Annotated in this window: 13 protein-coding genes; 9 read left to right on the plus strand and 4 right to left on the minus strand. The window is 48.7% G+C overall.

Annotation, left to right across the window (positions count from 1 at the left end; genetic code table 11):
* Positions 1-86 precede the first annotated feature (86 nt).
* The 4 genes from ACOJUO_RS08995 (at position 87) to phoR (ending at position 4,222) form a co-directional block, all read left to right on the plus strand.
* Complete coding sequence (locus tag ACOJUO_RS08995; RefSeq protein ID WP_422136396.1) at positions 87-737, plus strand: chorismate--pyruvate lyase family protein; 651 nt, start codon at positions 87-89, stop codon at positions 735-737.
* Positions 738-951: 214 nt separating this feature from the next.
* Positions 952-1,839, plus strand: coding sequence for a 4-hydroxybenzoate octaprenyltransferase (ubiA, locus tag ACOJUO_RS09000; protein ID WP_422140064.1), 888 nt, complete (start codon positions 952-954; stop codon positions 1,837-1,839).
* A gap of 329 nt (positions 1,840-2,168) precedes the next feature.
* On the plus strand, positions 2,169-2,858 hold the full coding sequence (gene phoB, locus ACOJUO_RS09005) for a phosphate regulon transcriptional regulator PhoB (protein ID WP_422136397.1): 690 nt from the start codon (positions 2,169-2,171) through the stop codon (positions 2,856-2,858).
* A 44-nt stretch (positions 2,859-2,902) separates the two neighbouring features.
* Entirely contained in the window at positions 2,903-4,222 is a 1,320-nt protein-coding gene (gene phoR / locus ACOJUO_RS09010) for a phosphate regulon sensor histidine kinase PhoR (protein ID WP_422139581.1), read from the plus strand.
* A gap of 440 nt (positions 4,223-4,662) precedes the next feature.
* Here the strand turns inward: phoR and ACOJUO_RS09015 are convergent, their stop codons facing one another.
* From ACOJUO_RS09015 to ACOJUO_RS09030, 4 genes are all read right to left on the minus strand, one after another.
* Complete coding sequence (locus ACOJUO_RS09015) at positions 4,663-5,085, minus strand: hypothetical protein (RefSeq protein ID WP_422136399.1); 423 nt, start codon at positions 5,083-5,085, stop codon at positions 4,663-4,665.
* 601 nt (positions 5,086-5,686) lie between these two features.
* Entirely contained in the window at positions 5,687-7,222 is a 1,536-nt protein-coding gene (locus ACOJUO_RS09020; RefSeq protein ID WP_422136400.1) for a SpoVR family protein, read from the minus strand.
* 14 nt (positions 7,223-7,236) lie between these two features.
* A complete protein-coding gene (locus ACOJUO_RS09025; RefSeq protein WP_422139582.1) occupies positions 7,237-8,514 on the minus strand; it encodes a YeaH/YhbH family protein in 1,278 nt (425 codons plus the stop codon).
* A 378-nt stretch (positions 8,515-8,892) separates the two neighbouring features.
* Positions 8,893-10,815: a PrkA family serine protein kinase gene (locus ACOJUO_RS09030; RefSeq protein WP_422136402.1), complete on the minus strand. Its 1,923-nt coding sequence runs from the start codon at positions 10,813-10,815 to the stop codon at positions 8,893-8,895.
* Between the two features lie 579 nt (positions 10,816-11,394).
* Between ACOJUO_RS09030 and ACOJUO_RS09035 the strand changes: the two genes are divergently transcribed.
* From ACOJUO_RS09035 to ACOJUO_RS09055, 5 genes are all read left to right on the plus strand, one after another.
* The gene (locus ACOJUO_RS09035) at positions 11,395-12,621 is read left to right on the plus strand and encodes a hypothetical protein (protein ID WP_422139583.1); all 1,227 of its coding nucleotides are present in this window, start codon (positions 11,395-11,397) and stop codon (positions 12,619-12,621) included.
* Positions 12,622-12,823: 202 nt separating this feature from the next.
* The gene (locus tag ACOJUO_RS09040) at positions 12,824-14,008 is read left to right on the plus strand and encodes a hypothetical protein (RefSeq protein WP_422139584.1); all 1,185 of its coding nucleotides are present in this window, start codon (positions 12,824-12,826) and stop codon (positions 14,006-14,008) included.
* A gap of 202 nt (positions 14,009-14,210) precedes the next feature.
* A complete protein-coding gene (locus ACOJUO_RS09045) occupies positions 14,211-15,410 on the plus strand; it encodes a hypothetical protein (protein WP_422139585.1) in 1,200 nt (399 codons plus the stop codon).
* A gap of 199 nt (positions 15,411-15,609) precedes the next feature.
* Positions 15,610-16,863, plus strand: a complete 1,254-nt coding sequence (locus tag ACOJUO_RS09050) for a hypothetical protein (RefSeq protein WP_422139586.1) — start codon at positions 15,610-15,612, stop codon at positions 16,861-16,863.
* A gap of 201 nt (positions 16,864-17,064) precedes the next feature.
* On the plus strand, positions 17,065-18,342 hold the full coding sequence (locus ACOJUO_RS09055) for a hypothetical protein (protein ID WP_422139587.1): 1,278 nt from the start codon (positions 17,065-17,067) through the stop codon (positions 18,340-18,342).
* Positions 18,343-18,408: the final 66 nt, after the last annotated feature.

The raw sequence follows: 18,408 nt of genomic DNA on the forward strand, positions 1-18,408 counted from the left end.
GCCTGACAAGGCGGGGAGTGTCAAGGTGAGCTGCCTTGTTTCCTCCCGGGGCAGTTCTGGAAAATTGGATTTGTGCAGCAGGAGTGATGGTGCCTTTTATTGATTTTTCAGGCTTATCCTGGAAGCCGAGACATTATTTGAAACAGCAGATTCCAGAGCCCTGGAGAGACTGGCTGCTGGACAGAGGTTCCCTGACTCAGCGTTTGAAACATGAGTTTGACGGCGACTTCAGGGTTCAGGTTATTCGTCACGGGACCTTTATGCCGACCTGTTCGGAGCTAAAGTTTCTCAATAACTATGAACAGTCAAAGGCTACGTCCACGTCTGGTGAGTTGGCAGGATCATTCGAAAACAGACATTGCAGCAAAATGGCTTCTATCAGGGAGGTTCTGCTGATCTGTGGTGGCCGACCCAGAGTGTTTGCACGAAGTGTATTGCCTCACAGCAGTCTTATTGGCACGAACAGAGAGCTGCTGCAACTGGGCACTAAGCCCCTGGGGGAGTTTTTATTTAATCATCCCGGTATGCGTCGGGGACCATTTGAGGTAGCGGAACTGCCGGCTCGTCAGTTTAATCCTCATCTGGTTGAAAAATACTCTGATGAAACAGCCTGGGGAAGGCGGTCGTTATTTTATTTGCACGAAAAGTCTATATCTGTTTGTGAAATCTTTTTGCCGGACCTGTCTGAACAGACAGAGAAGCACTCCAGAGTCATGTCGAAGCATCCTGAACCCTGAAGCTCTACAAGAATGATTGTTTGTCGAAGCACTTACCTCGTGAAATATAGAGATTTCCGCAGTCGGTCTGGTCATGGCCTGATTGAGAACCTGGCCTGACCTGATAAACTGGCGATGCGGGTCATGATTCAGGGCGATGAGCAATAAGAATCTCAGCGATGATAATAAAGATGCAGATAAGCAGCTAAATATTATGATGCAATTCAGAAAACCAATGGCGGTATTGGCAGGCACTGAAGTAGTTCTGCAACGATTTCCCCGTTTAAAAGATTTCTTACGGCTGGCCCGGCTGGACCGGCCTATTGGTATTTATCTGTTGTTCTGGCCTACTATGTGGGCACTCTGGGTGGCGGCAGAAGGTGTACCGAGTCTGAAGAATCTGGTGATTTTTTCGGTCGGCGTGGTTTTGATGCGCAGTGCAGGCTGCGTTATTAATGACTTTGCTGACAGGAAAGTGGACGGCCATGTTAAGAGAACACAGCATCGACCGCTGGTAACGGGTAAAATTCAGGAAAAAGAAGCGCTGATCTATTTCTCCGGTATGGTACTTTTGTCTTTCATTCTTGTACTCTTTACCAATACTCTTACCGTCCAGCTCTCTTTTGCCGGATTATTGCTGGCCTCGGCTTACCCTTTTGCCAAAAGACACACTCATCTGCCTCAGGTGGTTTTGGGGGCTGCTTTTGGCTGGTCGATACCCATGGCTTTTGCGGCTCAGAGTGGCTCGTTGGGAAACATCGTCTGGCTGATGTTTCTGGCCAATCTCTTCTGGACAGTGGCTTACGATACTCAATACGCCATGGTGGATCGTGACGATGATCTGAAAGTAGGTATCAAGTCCACAGCCATTCTATTTGGCGAGATGGATAACCTGATTGTTGGTTGCCTGCAGGTACTTACCTTGATGACACTGGCCATGGCAGGCCATCAACTGGAGTTAGGTGCTCTCTATTATCTCTCATTGTTGGCTGTCGCAGCCCTTTTCGTTTACCAGCAATGGTTAACCCGTCGTCGTGAGCGTGAAGCCTGCTTCAAGGCGTTTCTTAGTAACCACTGGGCCGGAGCCATTGTATTTGCAGGTTTCGTGTTGAGTTATCTTTGATCTTCAATCCGGCTTAGAGCCCGGTAAGTATTGCTACTTATGGTGGCTGTGGGGATAAATGGCGAAAAGCCTTACCCTGTAAACCCTGAGGGATCTTTTTATTTTTAAGCTGCAATATCAGCCTTTAGTGTGTCATCTGCCTGTAACATTTCAAAGGTGTAATGTCCGGTGTATAGTGCGGTTGATCAAAGTAGTGAGAAACAGCCTGAGCGATAGGAAAGGTGCTGTCCTGAGACACTACCATCCTGATATAGCCCTAATGAGCTTCAGCTGATAGATGCCAGAACGTCACCGCCGAAATCGAATCGACAGATAACAGGTAGAGATTAATGCCAGGAAAGACCATTCTGATCGTAGATGACGAAGCACCGATTCGCGAAATGGTGACCGTTGCTCTGGAAATGGCAGGGTATGACTGTCTTGAGGCAGCAGATGCCAGAGAAGCGCACTCTCTGATTGTGGATAACAAACCCGATCTGATCTTGCTGGACTGGATGTTACCAGATGTCTCTGGAATTGAACTGGCCCGTCGTCTGAAGCGCAATGAGCTGACCTCTGAAATACCCATTGTTATGTTGACGGCCAAAGGTGAAGAAGACCACAAAATCCAGGGACTTGAAACCGGTGCCGATGACTACATCACCAAGCCTTTTTCTCCCCGCGAGCTGGCTGCTCGTTTAAAAGCGGTTCTCCGTCGTACAGGCGGATTTGATAACCAGTCTCCCATTGTCATCAAGGGATTGGAGCTGGACCCTGTCAGCCACAGAGTCTCTATTGATGGCTCACCTGCTGAAATAGGACCTACCGAGTACCGTTTGCTGCAGTTTTTCCTGACGCACCAGGAGCGTGCCTATACCCGTGGGCAGTTACTGGATCAGGTCTGGGGTGGCAACGTTTATGTGGAAGAGCGAACCGTTGATGTACACATTCGACGCTTGCGTAAGGCCTTAGGTGATAACTACGAAGCCTTTGTGCAAACGGTTCGTGGTACTGGATATCGTTTCTCAACGAGGGTGTAAACCTTTTATGCTCAGTGCTCAGCAGTTATCTGGCCGGGAGTAATATGACAACAATTTCAAAAACCCATTTGCTGAGCCGCATGATCGCCTACGTGATTGTCGGGTTTTCCCTGGGCTGGTTGTTTGGAGAGCCTTTTTTAGGACTCTGTGTGGTCATGGGAGGTTATTTTGTCTGGAGCTTCCGTCAGCTTTTCAAGCTGCTGGACTGGCTGAATGACCCCAAGGCCAGGAGCAAAGAGCCTCCTGAGAGTAAAGGGTTCTGGGGGCAAATTTTTGATGGTATCTATCGATTGCAAAAACAGCACAGTCGTTCCCGGCAAAAGCTGGCCGGAGTGATTGAACGTGTTCAGGAATCAACTGCTGCGCTGAACGACGGTGTTGTAATGATAGATAATCAGAGCAACCTGGAATGGTGGAATCCCGCCGCTGGAACTTTGATAGGGCTTAAGACGCCTGACGATCAGGGGCAGTTGATTACCAATCTGCTACGTGATCCAAGGTTTGTCGACTACTTTGAGCAGGGTGGTTATCAAAAAGCTCTTGAGATCCCCTCGCCAATCAACCCTGATCATCAACTGCAATTTAATATAACGGTTTATGGCAAAGGCAATCGTCTCATGACCGTTAGAGATGTCACGCGCTTGAATCAGCTGGAAGTCATGAGAAAAGACTTTGTTGCCAATGTCTCCCATGAACTGAGAACACCACTGACGGTTGTGTCTGGATACATCGAAACCATGCTGGACAGTCTGGGCCCGGATTCAGGTCTGCCCCCTGTTTGGGAAAAAGCACTGAACAGGATGCAGGAGCAGTCGCTGAGAATGCAGAATCTGGTGGCAGACCTGCTGTTGCTGTCCAAACTGGAGTCGGCTGAAGCTCAGGCAGACGAGAATGGGGTTCATGTTAAAACCCTGCTCAGCAGTATCGTTGAAGACGGATGTGCACTCAGTGGTGAAAGCCAGCATCAGATTTCTCTGGATTGTCCTGAAGATGTCTTTTTGGCAGGCAGCAGTAATGAGTTGCGCAGTGCCTTCTCGAATCTGGTCTTTAATGCCGTGCGCTATACACCCGAGGGTGGGAAAATACTTGTGCGCTGGTGGCAGGACGGGGAAGGCGGACATATGATGGTAGAAGACAATGGTGTCGGTATTGATCCAATGCATATTCCGAGGTTGACTGAGCGCTTTTACCGGATTGATAAAAGTCGTAGCCAGAATACCGGGGGAACGGGGCTTGGCCTGGCTATCGTCAAGCACGTCATGCTGAGACACGGAGGCAAACTCACGATCAGCAGTCACCCAGGAAAAGGCAGCCGCTTTATTTGCCACTTTCCGGAAAAATGCCTTGAGTTGGAACACTCATGAAAGCAGAAAAGGGCCGGTGGCACCTTTTCTGCTTTTAGGACTACCATCAAAAAATGAATAATCTTTTCATGGTTTCATCATTCGCGAACAGTCTGTTGTACTACAGACTGATCCTGACTATCTTTACTCTGAAACGCTAATCCCCGGGAGCTGGCAGGGTGGTGGATTTTAACCATCCTGCAAAGACCGGGCTTGCGTATTTGTATTTTCTTTACTAGTTTGTATCTGTCTCTTGAACACCTGCTGTGGGGTGCACTGCGGGCTGTTGGTCAGAGTGTTGATGAGAGTGGTCCCACCTGAGCACTCTGTAATGGGATCCCCAACTGATTACTTCGAGTCAGAGGGGGAGGTTTTTCAAAGAATGATACTTTGATCCATTGGTGTCTCTATTCAAGAAGTTGCAGACCGGGCATGAACCCGAAATACTGACGAAGGTAGACTTACTCTTCGCCAACGACGCATTCCAGACGTTTTTTGCCGGTGCGGTCCAGGTAGCTTTGGAAGTCACGCGGCAAGCGCCCTGTGGTAGAGCCATCCCATTGGACAGTGTCGCCGGCTTCTGTCTGGTACTCAAAAGTAAACCTTTGGACATTACGACGACGTTTTTGAGTCGCTATTTCCAGATGGTCCAAGTCTTCCATTGAAATGCCGCGTTCGGCCATGATCTGCTTAACGGCTTCAATGTTTTCGAGTTTGGCTTGACGCTCTTCGTCAATCTTATTGCGGGCTTCAACTTTCTCCTGCATTACGTCCTGCATTCTGGAGATGATACGCTCAAGATCTTCGACATGAACATCTTTAAACAAAGAGCGGATACGAGTTTTACTGCTCAGGCGGTGATGAATTTCTTCAAAAACGTTCATTCAGGAACTCCCAATTCAGACTAATTCGACCGGGTATTAATGGTTATCAATGACGGAGGTAACTATTTATACAGGAAGCTTTAAATTGATGGAAGCATTTAATGTGCTTTTATGGACTATTTAAATAGATTTAATAACGCTTTATGTGATGGTAGGAATAATTTTGTGCAATACATAAACGGTTATGAGTCATCAAGACATGCAAATGAATTGAATTGCTTTGAGTGGGTATTGCTTGTTTTTAAAAAACAGCCATTCAGCCGTGCATCTGACTCTTTGAAAATATCGTTAATAGGCATCAAGCTTCTGGTTATCACCGTAGTCAGTATTTTTTGCATTGAACGGAAGGGCTGGTTCTTTCTGTCGTGGCAGCGGGGATTCGGTTTTAAGTGGATAGGATATGTGGGGCCAGAAGCCTGCCGGACTTAAGGCCGTCCCAAGCAGCTACTGCTCCTGCATCCATGCAGTCGTGAGGTTGCAATAGCAACCCTTGCTGCGGGGTGACCCGGACGGAGGCTTAAGTCCGGGAGACTCTCGGATGGCTTTTTAATTCTTATTAGTTTTCAATATAAAAAGACCCTCGTCTTTCAATCAGATCTTTTTAGTGAGACTTCCCGGAATCTTTTTTATCCGGGCACTGATAGCTTTTGCTTACCTTGTTATCAATGGTCACCGACTCCAGTTTGACATCAAATTGCCAGAGCCGGTGTACGTGCCTGAGTAATTCCTCTGTACTTTTATCCAGTGGACGTCCCTGGTGCTGGTAATGTCTGAGAGTCAGGGTTCGATCGCCACGCACATCCACATCAAAGACCTGGATATTGGGCTCCCGGTTGCCAAGATTGTATTGAGCAGCCAGCGACTCCCTTACTTCTTTGTATCCGGTGCTGTTATGAATCGCATCGACTTCCAGGTAGGACTTGCTTTCGTCATCCAGAACCGAGAAGAGTCTGAGTTCTCTCATCACCTTGGGAGACAGGAATTGCAGAATAAAGCTTTCATCCTTGAAGTTTTTCATCGCAAAATGCACGGTTTCCAGCCAGTCACTGTCGGCAATGTCCGGGAACCAGTGTCTGTCTTCATCGGTAGGATTTTCACAGATTCTGCGAATATCCTGAAACATGCTGAAGCCCAGTGTGTAGGGGTTGATGCCGCTGTAGTGCGGGCTGTCAAAGGGAGGCTGGTATACGACACTTGAGTGAGAGTGCAGAAATTCCAGCATAAAGCCATCGGTGACTTTTCCTTCATCATAAAGCTCATGGAGAAGATGGTAGTGCCAGAAGCAGGCCCAGCCTTCGTTCATCACCTGGGTTTGACGTTGAGGGTAATAGTATTGGGATACTTTCCTGACTATTCGCAGCAGTTCACGCTGCCAGGTTTCCAGCAGTGGCGCATTTTTTTCCAGAAAGTAGAGAATGTTCTCTTCCGGGTCTTTAGGAAAGCGTTCAACTTTTTTCTCTTCTTTATCTTCCGTCTTTGGAATAGTGCTCCAGATGTCGTTCAGGGTTCTCTGAATATACTCTGCTCTTTCCTGCTGGCGCTCTTTTTCCTGTTCTGCTGAAAGTGGTCTCGGGCGCTTGTAGCGATTAACACCCTGGTTCATCAGGGCATGGGCAGCGTCCAGAACATCTTCAACCGCTTCAACGCCATATTTTTCTTCGCACTCAGCAACATAACGCTTGGCAAACATCAGGTAGTCAATAATGGATTCGGCATCGGTCCAGGTCTGGAACAGATAGTTACCTTTAAAGAATGAGTTATGACCATAACTGGCATGGGCCAGTACCAGAGCCTGCATGGTCATGGTGTTTTCTTCCATGAGATAAGCAATGCAGGGGTTGGAGTTGATCACAATTTCATAAGCCAGCCCCATGCGGCCGCGCTGATAATTCTGTTGGGTATGGAGAAACTGTTTGCCAAAGCTCCAGTGACTGTACATTAATGGCATGCCTGTAGAAGAGTAGGCATCCATCATCTGTTCGGCACTGATGACCTCAATCTGGTTCGGGTAAGTGTCGAGCCGGAACTTGTCTGCCAGCCGCGCCAACTCACGGTCGTATTCCTGAATGAGATCAAAGGTCCATTCTGAACCCGTGGAGATGGGTTCTCTCTCTTTAATATCTGTAACCTCACTCATGGCGGATGCCTCACTTATACGGTTTCTTTTTTCTCAAACAGACGACGGAACACCGGATAAATGTCATTCGGTGTTTTGATCTGTTGCATGGCAAACTGATCGGCGAACTGTTCAGCTATGCTTTCGTATTCACGCCACAGGTTCTGGTGAGCCCGGTCGGTGATTTCGACGTAGGAAAAGTATTGAACCTTCGACATGATCTGCTCGGTCAGAATTTTCGAACAGACGCTGGAATCTCCTTCCCAGTTATCACCATCGGAAGCCTGGGCGACGTAAATGTTCCAGTCCACCGGGCTGTAACGTTTGTTGATGATGTCACTGGTCATTTCCAGAGCACTGGAGACAATGGTTCCGCCGGTTTCTCTGGAATAAAAGAAATCATCCTCATCAACTTCTTTTGCGGCAGTGTGGTGCCGAATGAAGACCACTTCGATCTGTTTGTAATTACGTTGCAGGAACAAATAAAGCAGGATGAAAAAGCGCTTGGCCATGTCTTTGATTTCCTGTGTCATGGAACCGGAGACATCCATGACACAGAACATTACGGCCTTGTTACTGGGGCTGGGAACTTTAATCAGGTTGTTGTACTTGAGATCAAAGTCATCAATAAAGGGCAGCTTTTTCAACTTGCCATTGAGCTCTTTAATCTTCTCGCGAAGTTCTTCTACAAGTTGAGAATCGGTTTCCTCCGGACTGACTTCCAGCTCACGAAGCTGCCGTCTTAATGCCCTTACTTCCTTTCGGGCACCGCCACCGAGGGCAATTCTTCGAGCGTGTGCTGATCTCAGGGAGCGAACAATGTTCAATCGATCAGGAGAGCCTTCGCTGGTGTAACCGGCGTGCTTCATTTTGAATTCAGTGGCATCCTGAAGCTGCTTTCGAACCAGGTTTGGCAGCTCAAGATCATCAAACATGTGATTCAGAAATTCTTCATGGTTGATCTGGAAACTGAACTCGTCCATGCCTTCGCCGGAGTTACCGGCTTTGCCCCGGCCTGAACCCTGCCCGGAACCACCGGATGGTCGTTTGATTCTGTCGCCGGAAACAAACTCTTTATTACCGGGATGAACCTGTTTGTAGCGGCCACCCTGACCATGCTGAAAGTGGGGTTCAGAGAGATCTTTAGTGGGAATGGTAACCTGACTCCCAGATTCCACATCCGTAATGGAGCGTTTGTTAACCGCTTCAGAAACCGCTTTTTTAATGTGCTTTCGGTATCTGTCCAGAAAACGCTGTCGATTGACAGTACTCTTGTTTTTCCCGTTCAGACGTCGATCAATAATAATGCTCATCAGCACGCTCCCTGTCTGTTATGACACAGAACATTTCATGATTTCCATGTCGCCAGTTTTGAACTGCCTGTTCAAAACCTTGTTATTCCAATCCCTGCTTGCCATGATTTTTTTCGCTTACCGCTTTTTTTGCTCATGGTTTTAGTAGTTATCGGAATAGGGTGACATCTTTCCACCGTTTTTGTGTATTTTGGCTCCGAAAGCTATTTTCTGACGTTCGTCAGTCACTTTAGAAGCGGTCTCGAAATTATTTTTTGATCACTTTTTTCACCTGCCCATGGTCGTTGGTCGGACCTGTAAATGATCAAAGAATAATTCCATTAAGTACCTGATTAGGTACTTAAAAAGGGCCTGCGACGCTGTCGCAGGCCTCAGCTCTTACTGTGACTTTCTGACTCTGATGTACCATTCAGCCAGCAGTCTCACCTGTTTCTCGGTATAGCCTCTCTCGACCATGCGCTTCACAAACTCGTTGTGTTTGCGCTGGTCTTCATTGCTGCTTTTGGCATTGAATGAAATGACCGGCAGAAGGTCTTCAGTATTGGAGAACATTTTCTTCTCAATCACGGTGCGCATTTTCTCGTAGCTGGACCAGCTTGGGTTTTTACCCTGATTGTTGGCCCTGGCTCTGAGTACAAAGTTCACCACTTCATTACGGAAGTCTTTCGGATTGGCGATACTGGCGGCCTTCTCAATCTTCTCCAGCTCTTCATTGATTGAAGCCCGGTCGAGTATGTCTCCGGTTTCCGGATCACGGTATTCCTGATCCTGAATCCAGAAGTCAGCGTAGGTGATGTAACGGTCGAAGATATTCTGTCCATACTCAGAGTATGATTCTAGGTAAGCAGTCTGGATTTCCTTGCCCAGAAACTCAATGTACTTCGGCGCCAGAAATTCCTTCACATAACGCAGGTAGCGTTCATGGATTTCTTTCGGGAATTGCTGCTGTTCTATTTGCTGCTCCAATACGTACAGCATATGAACCGGGTTTGCCGCCACTTCGGTGGGATCGAAGTTGAAGACCTTGGAAAGAATCTTGAAGGCAAAACGGGTTGAAAGCCCTTCCATACCTTCATCCACTCCTGCAGCATCTTTGTACTCCTGCAGCGGCTTGGCATTAGGGTCGGTGTCTTTCAGGTTTTCACCGTCGTAGACTCGCATCTTCGAGTAAACGTTGGAGTTTTCAGGTTCTTTAACTCGAGACAGAACCGAGAACTGGGCCAGCATCTTCAGGGTATCGGGTGCGCAGGGCGCTTCTCTCAGAGAGCTGCTGGAGAGCAGTTTCTCATAAATCAGAATCTCTTCTTTCACCCTTGTGCAGTAGGGCACTTTGACAATATTAACCCGGTCAATAAAGGCTTCGTTGGTTTTATTGTTCTTGAAGGTTTGCCATTCTGATTCGTTGGAGTGAGCCAGGATCACACCATTGAAAGGAATCGCGCCCATCCCTTCGGTACTGTTGTAATTACCCTCTTGAGTGGCAGTCAACAATGGGTGGAGAACTTTGATAGGAGCCTTGAACATCTCCACAAATTCCATCAGACCCTGGTTGGCGCGGCAGAGTGCTCCGGAGAAGCTGTAAGCATCCGGATCATCCTGAGAGTATTCTTCCAGCTGACGGATATCCACTTTACCCACCAGACTGGAAATGTCCTGGTTGTTTTCATCACCGGGTTCGGTCTTGGCGATGGCCACCTGGTTAAGAATGCTGGGGCAGAGTTTTACAATCTTGAACTTGGTGATGTCACCACCAAACTCGTTAAGACGCTTCACTGCCCAGGGTGACATGATGCCGCCCAGATAACGTCTGGGAATGCCGTATTCCTGAGTCAGAATGTCACCATCTTCATCGGCATTGAACAGATTCAGTGGTGATTCAAAAACCGGCGACCCCTTAATGGCGTAGAAAGGTTGCTTTTGCATCAGGGCTTTCAGTTTTTCCGCTAGAGAAGATTTACCGCCACCCACCGGACCCAGCAAATAAAGGATCTGTTTCTTTTCTTCCAGTCCCTGGGCAGCGTGCTTGAAGTAAGAAACAATCTGTTCAATGGCTTCTTCCATACCATAGAACTCTTCAAAGGCGGGGTAACGTTTGATCAGTTTGTTGGAAAAAATACGACTCAGGCGAGAATCCCGGGAGGTGTCTGTCATCTCCGGTTCGCCAATGGCCATCAGCATTCTTTCTGCTGCATTGGCATAGACCCCGGGATCATCTTTACAGAGGTCGAGATATTCCTGAATGGTAAGCTCTTCCTGCTGCGTGGACTGGAATCGCTCCTGGTAGTGGTTAAATATATCCATATTGTGCCCTGCCCTGTCTGATGTTCGGATTCGACAGCCGTATCGGGGGGGCGCCCCCTTTATTCACGACTGTCTCAAGATCAGTACATTGGCCACTCTTATGATTGAAGAGAGTCAGTATAGAAAGTGGCCCGGGCTGGCAGCCGTCCATTGGCTGACATCATGGAAAGCTCAACTAAAACCTGGAAGCCTGATCAAGAATTTTTTTATTCCCGGTCAGTCTCCTGTTCGTTGACTCAAACACAATGGCAGGAAAAGTCCAACCCATTAGATTTTATAATGTGGAGTTTTTAATCAATCTGCAATAGCTGTCGTCGGGTTTAGTGCAGAAAATAGCGATTTTTTTTCTGCACTCAAAAAAAATGCACTGAGCTTTTGGGGTTTGTGACAGTTTTGCCATCTTTGCATAAATTAAAATTATACGACTAAGTTAATGTAAAAGATTTGCAGCCAAATACTTCTGAATCAGGGGCTGATAGCTGCCTTATTTGCACCGCACTTTGTAGCTAAGGAAATTTCATTCATAGCTTCGCCGAGGGGCTATATTTCCTGTTCAGTCAGTTTTTCCGGGAAATTATCATGAAAAAGTTATTCAACCCTTTTCCGTTACTTTTGTGTTTGTTTTATTCGGCGGCACAGGCCAGCCTCCCCTCAAAAAATGATTTTGATTTTCTTGAGCCTTTTAATGACAACGCACTGTTTGCAAGCGGGCTTGAGTTAACGAAAAGCATTGCCGGGCTCTCTTTGTCTACCCTGATGAACCTGGGTATCTGGTGGGGTGTCTGTAAAACAGCGGGAATGGTCACAGGGCTTACAAGGACACATAATCTGACTGAAACGGATACAAAGGAGCTGGAGAGTTCGCAAACGGATTTCTGTCTGCAGCTGGCGTCCGTGATGACTATCGCCGAAGTGGCGCTGGCCGGGCATGTGTCTCCCTGGCCCACGAAGCGCCGGTGGAAACCTCTATATTATGCCGGTGCAGGATTGGCAGCTTATGACGCTATTGCCCAAACAAGGGAGTTAGTGCCTGTCTCAGTCTTGACCTACCTTGCGTCAGAAGCGGTATCAAGAACTATAGCCAGCACTATGGCGGTGTTAATTCTAAGAAAAATGAGCGTAAGGGATATTACAACTGAATGGTATGTGGCCAGGGAATACGTATTATCTGCGCTTAGTTTGGTTATTGCAGGCAGTGTCGCCTACGAAGCTTTGGTCCATAAAGGCTTCAATGCAACAAAACGGATTCTTGCTACTGCTGTCAGCGCAGCGATTTTAGGTACCCTCTCGAGAATTATTTCAGGGGCAATAATTGATGTGGACGGACAGACAAATACCAGAGCCCTGGCCCGAGTCGCAGTCGAAACCATATACTTAGCCGCAGTCACAGCCGTGGTGTCAGCCGGAGCCACAGCCGTTAACATAATTGAAGATGAAACCGGAGCTCCATCTCTATCCGGATCCGCAGCTTTAGTCGGAGCTTTAGTCGGATCCTTAGCCGGAGTTGGAGTCGGAGCCGAAGTCAAAGCCGAATCCCAACCCGGAATGGAAGTCGGAGTTGTAGCCACAGCCCTGGGTGGAGTCGGAACCTTGCTTACGTTGGGACGCTCGCAGATAATCTCAAACAACCCGGTTATCCAGGCCGGTGTCACTTTGGTGCCCGCGTTGGCTTTCGCTGTTATCAACAGTCTTTCAAACTACGCCGTTTATGGCTATCCACTGGAACAGGGCTTTTCAGAGACCGGCTGGACTCAGTGGAAAAAGTTCTATGCGCCCCTGGATTATTTCTCGACTCTGTTTAAATGACAGACCTGACTGTCAGCCACTGAATCGGCGGTGAACTCTTGCAGCTAACGGCTGTTTCAGTCGCTGTGCCCAAAGCACTGCCTATTGGAAGCATTTAATAGCTGCCTTATTTGTACCGCTGCTTGTCGTTAAGGGAATTGTCATCCATAGCTCCGTTCAGGGTCTATATTTCCCGTTTAGTCAATGTATCTGGGAAATCATCATGAAAAAGTCATTCAACCTGTTTCCGTTACTTTTGTGTTTGTTTTATTCGACGGCACAGGCCAGTCTCCCCTCAAAAAATGATTTTGATTTTCTTGAGCCTTTTAATGACACCGCATTGGTGGCAAACGGGCTTGAGTTAAGAGAAAGCATTGCTGGACTCTCTTTGTCTACCCTGCTCAACGTGGGTATATGGTGGGGTCTCTGTAAAACAGCGGGAATAGTCTCTAGGCTTTCAAGCACACATAATCTGGTTGAAACGGATGCAAGGGACCCGGAGAAGTTGCAAACGGATTTCTGTCTGCAACTGGCGCCTGCGATAACTACCGCCGAAGTGGCGCTGGCCGGGCATGTGTCTCCCTGGCCCCTGGAGCGGCGCTGGTGGAAACCCCTGTATTTTGCCGGTGCAGGAATGACAGCATACACCGCCAATGCGGAAACAAGGGAGCTTATACCTGTCGCAGTCTTGACCTACCTGGCGTCCGTAGCGGTATCAAGAACTGGAGCCAGTGCTATGTCGGCGTTAATTCTTAGAAAAATGAGCGTAAGGGATATAGAAACTGAATGGTATGCGGCTGGGGAATACACAATATTGTCTATGGTTAACGGGATTATGTTAGGGGCTGTCGTCTATAAATTCATGATTTATAAAGGCTTGAGTCCAGCAAAAGCAACTCTTGCCTCTGCTGTCTGCGCAGCGATTGCGGGTACCCTTTCGGGAATTATTTCAGTGCTAACAATTGATTTGGATCGAGAGACAAAAGCCGCAGCCGCAGCCGCAGCCGGAGCCGGAGCCGGAGCTGGAGTCGTAGCCGGAGTCGGAGCCGTAGCCGGAGCCGGAGTCGGAGCCGTAGCCGGAGCCGTAGCCGGAACCGGAGCCGTGGCCGGAGTCGGAGCCGTAGCCGGAGTCGGAGTCGGAGCCGTAGCCGGAACCGGAGCCGGAGCCTTAGTCGGAGCCTTAGCCGGAGCCTTGCTTGTGTTGGGCAGTTCGAATATAACCTCAGACAACCCCTTTATCAAAGTCGGCGTCACTTTGGTGCCTGCGTTGACTTTTGCTGTTATCAATAGTCTTTTAAACTACGCTGTTTATGGCTATCCACTGGAACAAGGCCTTTCAGAGACCGGCTGGACTCAGTGGAAAAAGTTCTATGCGCCCCTGGATTATTTCTCGACTCTGTTTAACTGACAGACCCAACTGTCAGCCACTGAATCAGCGGTGAACTCTGGCAGCTATCGGCTGTTTCAGTGGCTGCGCCCAAGGCGTAGCCTATTGGTAGCATTTAATAGCTGCATTATTTGTAGCGCACCTTGTCGTTAAGGGAATTGTCATCCATAGCTCCGTTCAGGGTCTATATTTCCCGTTCAGTTACTGTATCTGGGAAATCACCATGAAAAAGTTATTCAACCTGTTTCCGTTACTTTTGTGTTTGTTTTATTCGACGGCACAGGCCAGTCTCCCCTCAAAAAATGATTTTGATTTTCTTGAGCCTTTTAATGACAGCGCACTGGTGGCGAATGGGCTTGAGTTAACAGAAAGCATTGCCGGAGTCTCTTTGTCTACCCTGCTCAACCTGGGTATATGGTGGGGTGTCTGCAAAACAGCGGGAATAGTCTCCGGGCTTTCAGGCAAATATGATCTGGCTGCATCGGATACAAAGGAGCTGGAGGAGTTGAAAGCGGATTTCTGTTTGCAACTGGCTCCTGTGATAACTACCGCCGAAGTGGCGCTGGCCGGGCATGTATCTCCCTGGCCCCTGGAGCAGCTCTGGTGGAGACCCCTGTATTTTGCCGGTGCAGGAATGACAGCATACATCGCCAATACGAAAACAAGGGGGCTTATACCTGTCGCAGTCTTGACCTATCTGGCGTCCGAAGCGGTATCAAGAACTGGAGCCAGTGCTATGTCGGCGTTAATTCTTAGAAAAATGAGCGTAAGGGATATTACAACTGAATGGTATGTGGTCGCCGAATACTCAGCATTGTCTATGATTAATGGGGTTATGCTAGGGGGGGTCATTTATGAGAGCAAGATCCGTAAAGGCTTCAGGCATCCACAAGCAACTATTGCTGCTGTTTTCAGCGCTGCGAATGCGGGTGCCCTTTCGGGAATTATTTCAAAGTTAGTAATTTATGCGGACAAAAAAAAGGCCGGAGTCGGAGCCGGAGCAGGAATCGGAGCCGCAGCATTAACCGTAACCATAATCGAAATCGGAGTTTTATACGGACTTGTGCCCGGAGCTTCAATCGGAGTCGTATCCGGAGCCTTGGCCGGAGCTGTATCCGGAGCCATAGTTGGAGCCGGAGGCGCAGCCGGAATCGGAGTCGGTGTTGCAGTTGGACTGGGAGCCTCAGCCCTGGGCGGATTTGGAGCCTTACTTATGTCGGGTAGTTCGAAATTAACCTCAAACAACCCCTTTATCAAAGCCGGTGTCACTTTGGCGCCTGCGTTGACTTTCGCTGTTATCAACAGTCTTTCAAACTACGCCGTTTATGGCTATCCACTGGAACAAGGCTTTTCAGAGACCGGCTGGACTCAGTGGAAAAAGTTCTATGCGCCCCTGGATTATTTCTCGACTCTGTTTAAATGACAGACCTGACTGTCAGCCACTGAATCGGCGGTGAACTCTGGCAGCTAACGGCTGTTTTAGTCGCTGTACCCGGCACTGCCTATTGGAAGCATTTGATACCTGCTTTATTTGCAGTGCACCTTGTAGTTGAGGATATTGCCATTCATAGCTCCGTTTAGAATCTATATTTCCAGTTCAGTCACTGTATCTGGAAATCACTATGAAAAAGTCATTCAACCTGTTTCCGTTACTTTTGTGTTTGCTTTATTCGATGGCAAAGGCCACCCCCTCCTCAAAAAATGATTTTGATTTTCTTGAGCCTTTTAATGACAGCGCACTGGTGGCAAACGGGCTTGAGTTAAGGGAAAGCATTGCTGGACTCTCTTTGTCTACCTTGCTCAACATGGGTATATGGTGGGGCGTCTGTAAAACAGCGGGAATAGTCTCCGGGCTTTCAAGCACACATAATCTGGCTGAAACGGATACAAAGGAGCTGGAGAAGTTGCAAACGGATTTCTGTCTGCAACTGGCTCCTGCGATAACTATCACCGAAGTGGCGCTGGCCGGGCGTGTGTCTCCCTGGCCCCTGGAGCAGCGCTGGTGGAAACCCCTGTATTTTGCCGGTGCAGGAATGACAGCATACACCGCCAATACGAAAACAAGGGGGCTTATACCTGTCGCAGTCTTGACCTACCTGGCGTCCGAAGCGGTATCAAGAACTGGAGCCAGTGCTATGTCGGCGTTAATTTTTAGAGAAATGAGCGCAAGGGATATAGCAACTGAATGGTATGCGGCTGGGGAATACATGATTTTGTCTATGGTTAACGGGATTATGTCAGGGGCTGTCGTCTATGAATCCATGATTCATAAAGGCTTGAGTCCAGCAAAAGTGACTCTTGCTTCTGTTGTCTGCGCAGCGATTGCGGGTACCCTTTCGGGAATTATTTCAGTGCTAACAATTGATTTGGGTGGAGAGACAAAAGCTGAAACTGGAGCCGCAGTCGGAGCCGTAGCCGGAGCCGGAGCCGGACTCATAGCCTTAGGCTTAGCCTCAGTCGCAACGAAAGCCGGAGCAGCAGCCTTAGTCGGAACCACCGGAGTCGTAGACGGAGCCACAGGCGGAGCCGCAGTCGGAATTATAGCCGGAGCCTTAGCCGAAGTCGGAGCCGGAGTCGGATCCGACATCGGAGTCGGAGCCAGCATCGGAGTCGGAGCTGGAGTCAATGCTATAGGCGTAGCCCTGGGCGGAGTCGGAGCCTTGCTTGTGTTGGGCAGTTCGAAGATGACCTCAAACAACCCCTTTATCAAAGCCGGTGTCACCCTGGTGCCTGCGTTGGCTTTCGCTGTTATCAACAGTCTTTCAAACTACGCCGTTTATGGCTATCCACTGGAACAAGGCTTTTCAGAGACCGGCTGGACTCAGTGGAAAAAGTTCTATGCGCCCCTGGATTATCTCTCGACTCTGTTTAAATGACAGACCTGAATGTCAGCCACTGAATCAGCAGTGAACTCTGGCAGTTAACGGCTGTTTCAGTCGCTGTGCCCAAGGCAGTGCCTATTGGAAGCATTTGATACCTGCTTTATTTGCAGTGCAACTTGTAGTTGAGGATATTGCCATTTATAGCTCCGTTTAGAATCTATATTTCCAGTTCAGTCACTGTATCTGGAAATCACTATGAAAAAGTCATTCAACCTGTTTCCGTTACTTTTGTGTTTGCTTTATTCGATGGCAAAGGCCACCCCCTCCTCAAAAAATGATTTTGATTTTCTTGAGCCTTTTAATGACAGCGCACTGGTGGCAAACGGGCTTGAGTTAAGGGAAAGCATTACTGGACTCTCTTTGTCTACCCTGCTCAACATGGGTATATGGTGGGGTGTCTGTAAAACAGTGGGAATAGTCTCCGGGCTTTCAGGCACACATAATCTGGCTGCAACGAATACAAAGGAGCGGGAGAAATTGCAAACGGATTTCTGTCTGCAACTGGCTCCTGCGATAACTATCACCGAAGTGGCGCTGGCCGGGCATGTATCTCCCTGGCCCCTGGAGCAGCGCTGGTGGAGACCCCTGTATTTTGCCGGTGCAGGAATGACAGCATACACCGCCAATACGAAAACAAGGGAGCTTATACCTGTCGCAGTCTTGACCTACCTGGCGTCCGAGGCGGTATCAAGAACTGGAGCCAGTGCTATGTCGGCGTTAATTCTTAGAAAAATGAGCGTAAGGGATATAGAAACTGAATCGTATGCGGCTGGGGAATACACAATATTGTCTATGGTTAACGGGATTATGTCAGGGGCTGTCGTCTATGAATCCATGATTCATAAAGGCTTGAATCCAGCAAAAGCGACTCTTGCTTCTGTTGTCTGCGCAGCGATTGTGGGTACCCTTTCGGGAATTATTTCAGTGCTAACAATTGATTTGGATGGAGAGACACAAGCTGAAGCTGGAGCCGCAGCCGCAGCCGCAGCCGCAGCCGGAGCCGTAGCCGGAGCCGGAGCCGGATTCATTGTCTCAGGCTTGGCCTCGGTCGCAACGAAAGCAGCAGCCGTGACCCTCGGAGTCGGAGACGGAGTCATAGCCGGAGCCGCAGTCGGAGTTATAGCCGGAGCCTTGGCTGGAGCCTTGGCTGGAGTCGGAGTCGGAGTCGGAGTCGGAGCCAACATCGGAGTCGGAGCGAGCATCGGAGCCGGAGCCGGAGTCGAAGTTGCAGGCGCAGCCCTGGGCGGAGTCGTAGTCTTGCTTGTTTTGGGCAGTTCGAAGATAACCTCAAACAGCCCGTTTATCAAAGCCGGTGTCACTCTGGTGCCTGCGCTGGCTTTCGCTGTTATCAATAGTCTTTCAAACTACGCTATTTATGGCTATCCGCTGGAACAAAGCCTTTCAGAGACTGGCTGGACTCAGTGGAAAAAGTTCTATGCGCCCCCGGATTATCTCTCGACTCTGTTTAACTGACAGCCACTGAATCAGCGGTGAACTCTGGCAGCTAACGGCTTTTTCAGTCGCTGTGCCCAAGGCACT

This window comes from Endozoicomonas sp. ALC020, assembly GCF_049275935.1.
Lineage (GTDB): Bacteria > Pseudomonadota > Gammaproteobacteria > Pseudomonadales > Endozoicomonadaceae > Endozoicomonas_A.

What these genes read in the sequence shown, in the direction of transcription:
- ACOJUO_RS09015 (WP_422136399.1), bottom strand. Translation starts at nt 5,085, where the DNA reads ATGAACGTTTTTGAAGAAATTCATCACCGCCTGAGCAGTAAAACTCGT.
- ACOJUO_RS09055 (WP_422139587.1), top strand. Translation starts at nt 17,065, where the DNA reads ATGAAAAAGTCATTCAACCTGTTTCCGTTACTTTTGTGTTTGCTTTAT.
- phoR (WP_422139581.1), top strand. Translation starts at nt 2,903, where the DNA reads ATGACAACAATTTCAAAAACCCATTTGCTGAGCCGCATGATCGCCTAC.
- ACOJUO_RS09040 (WP_422139584.1), top strand. Translation starts at nt 12,824, where the DNA reads ATGAAAAAGTCATTCAACCTGTTTCCGTTACTTTTGTGTTTGTTTTAT.
- ACOJUO_RS09020 (WP_422136400.1), bottom strand. Translation starts at nt 7,222, where the DNA reads ATGAGTGAGGTTACAGATATTAAAGAGAGAGAACCCATCTCCACGGGT.
- ACOJUO_RS09025 (WP_422139582.1), bottom strand. Translation starts at nt 8,514, where the DNA reads ATGAGCATTATTATTGATCGACGTCTGAACGGGAAAAACAAGAGTACT.
- ACOJUO_RS09035 (WP_422139583.1), top strand. Translation starts at nt 11,395, where the DNA reads ATGAAAAAGTTATTCAACCCTTTTCCGTTACTTTTGTGTTTGTTTTAT.
- ACOJUO_RS09050 (WP_422139586.1), top strand. Translation starts at nt 15,610, where the DNA reads ATGAAAAAGTCATTCAACCTGTTTCCGTTACTTTTGTGTTTGCTTTAT.
- phoB (WP_422136397.1), top strand. Translation starts at nt 2,169, where the DNA reads ATGCCAGGAAAGACCATTCTGATCGTAGATGACGAAGCACCGATTCGC.
- ACOJUO_RS09030 (WP_422136402.1), bottom strand. Translation starts at nt 10,815, where the DNA reads ATGGATATATTTAACCACTACCAGGAGCGATTCCAGTCCACGCAGCAG.
- ubiA (WP_422140064.1), top strand. Translation starts at nt 952, where the DNA reads ATGGCGGTATTGGCAGGCACTGAAGTAGTTCTGCAACGATTTCCCCGT.
- ACOJUO_RS09045 (WP_422139585.1), top strand. Translation starts at nt 14,211, where the DNA reads ATGAAAAAGTTATTCAACCTGTTTCCGTTACTTTTGTGTTTGTTTTAT.
- ACOJUO_RS08995 (WP_422136396.1), top strand. Translation starts at nt 87, where the DNA reads ATGGTGCCTTTTATTGATTTTTCAGGCTTATCCTGGAAGCCGAGACAT.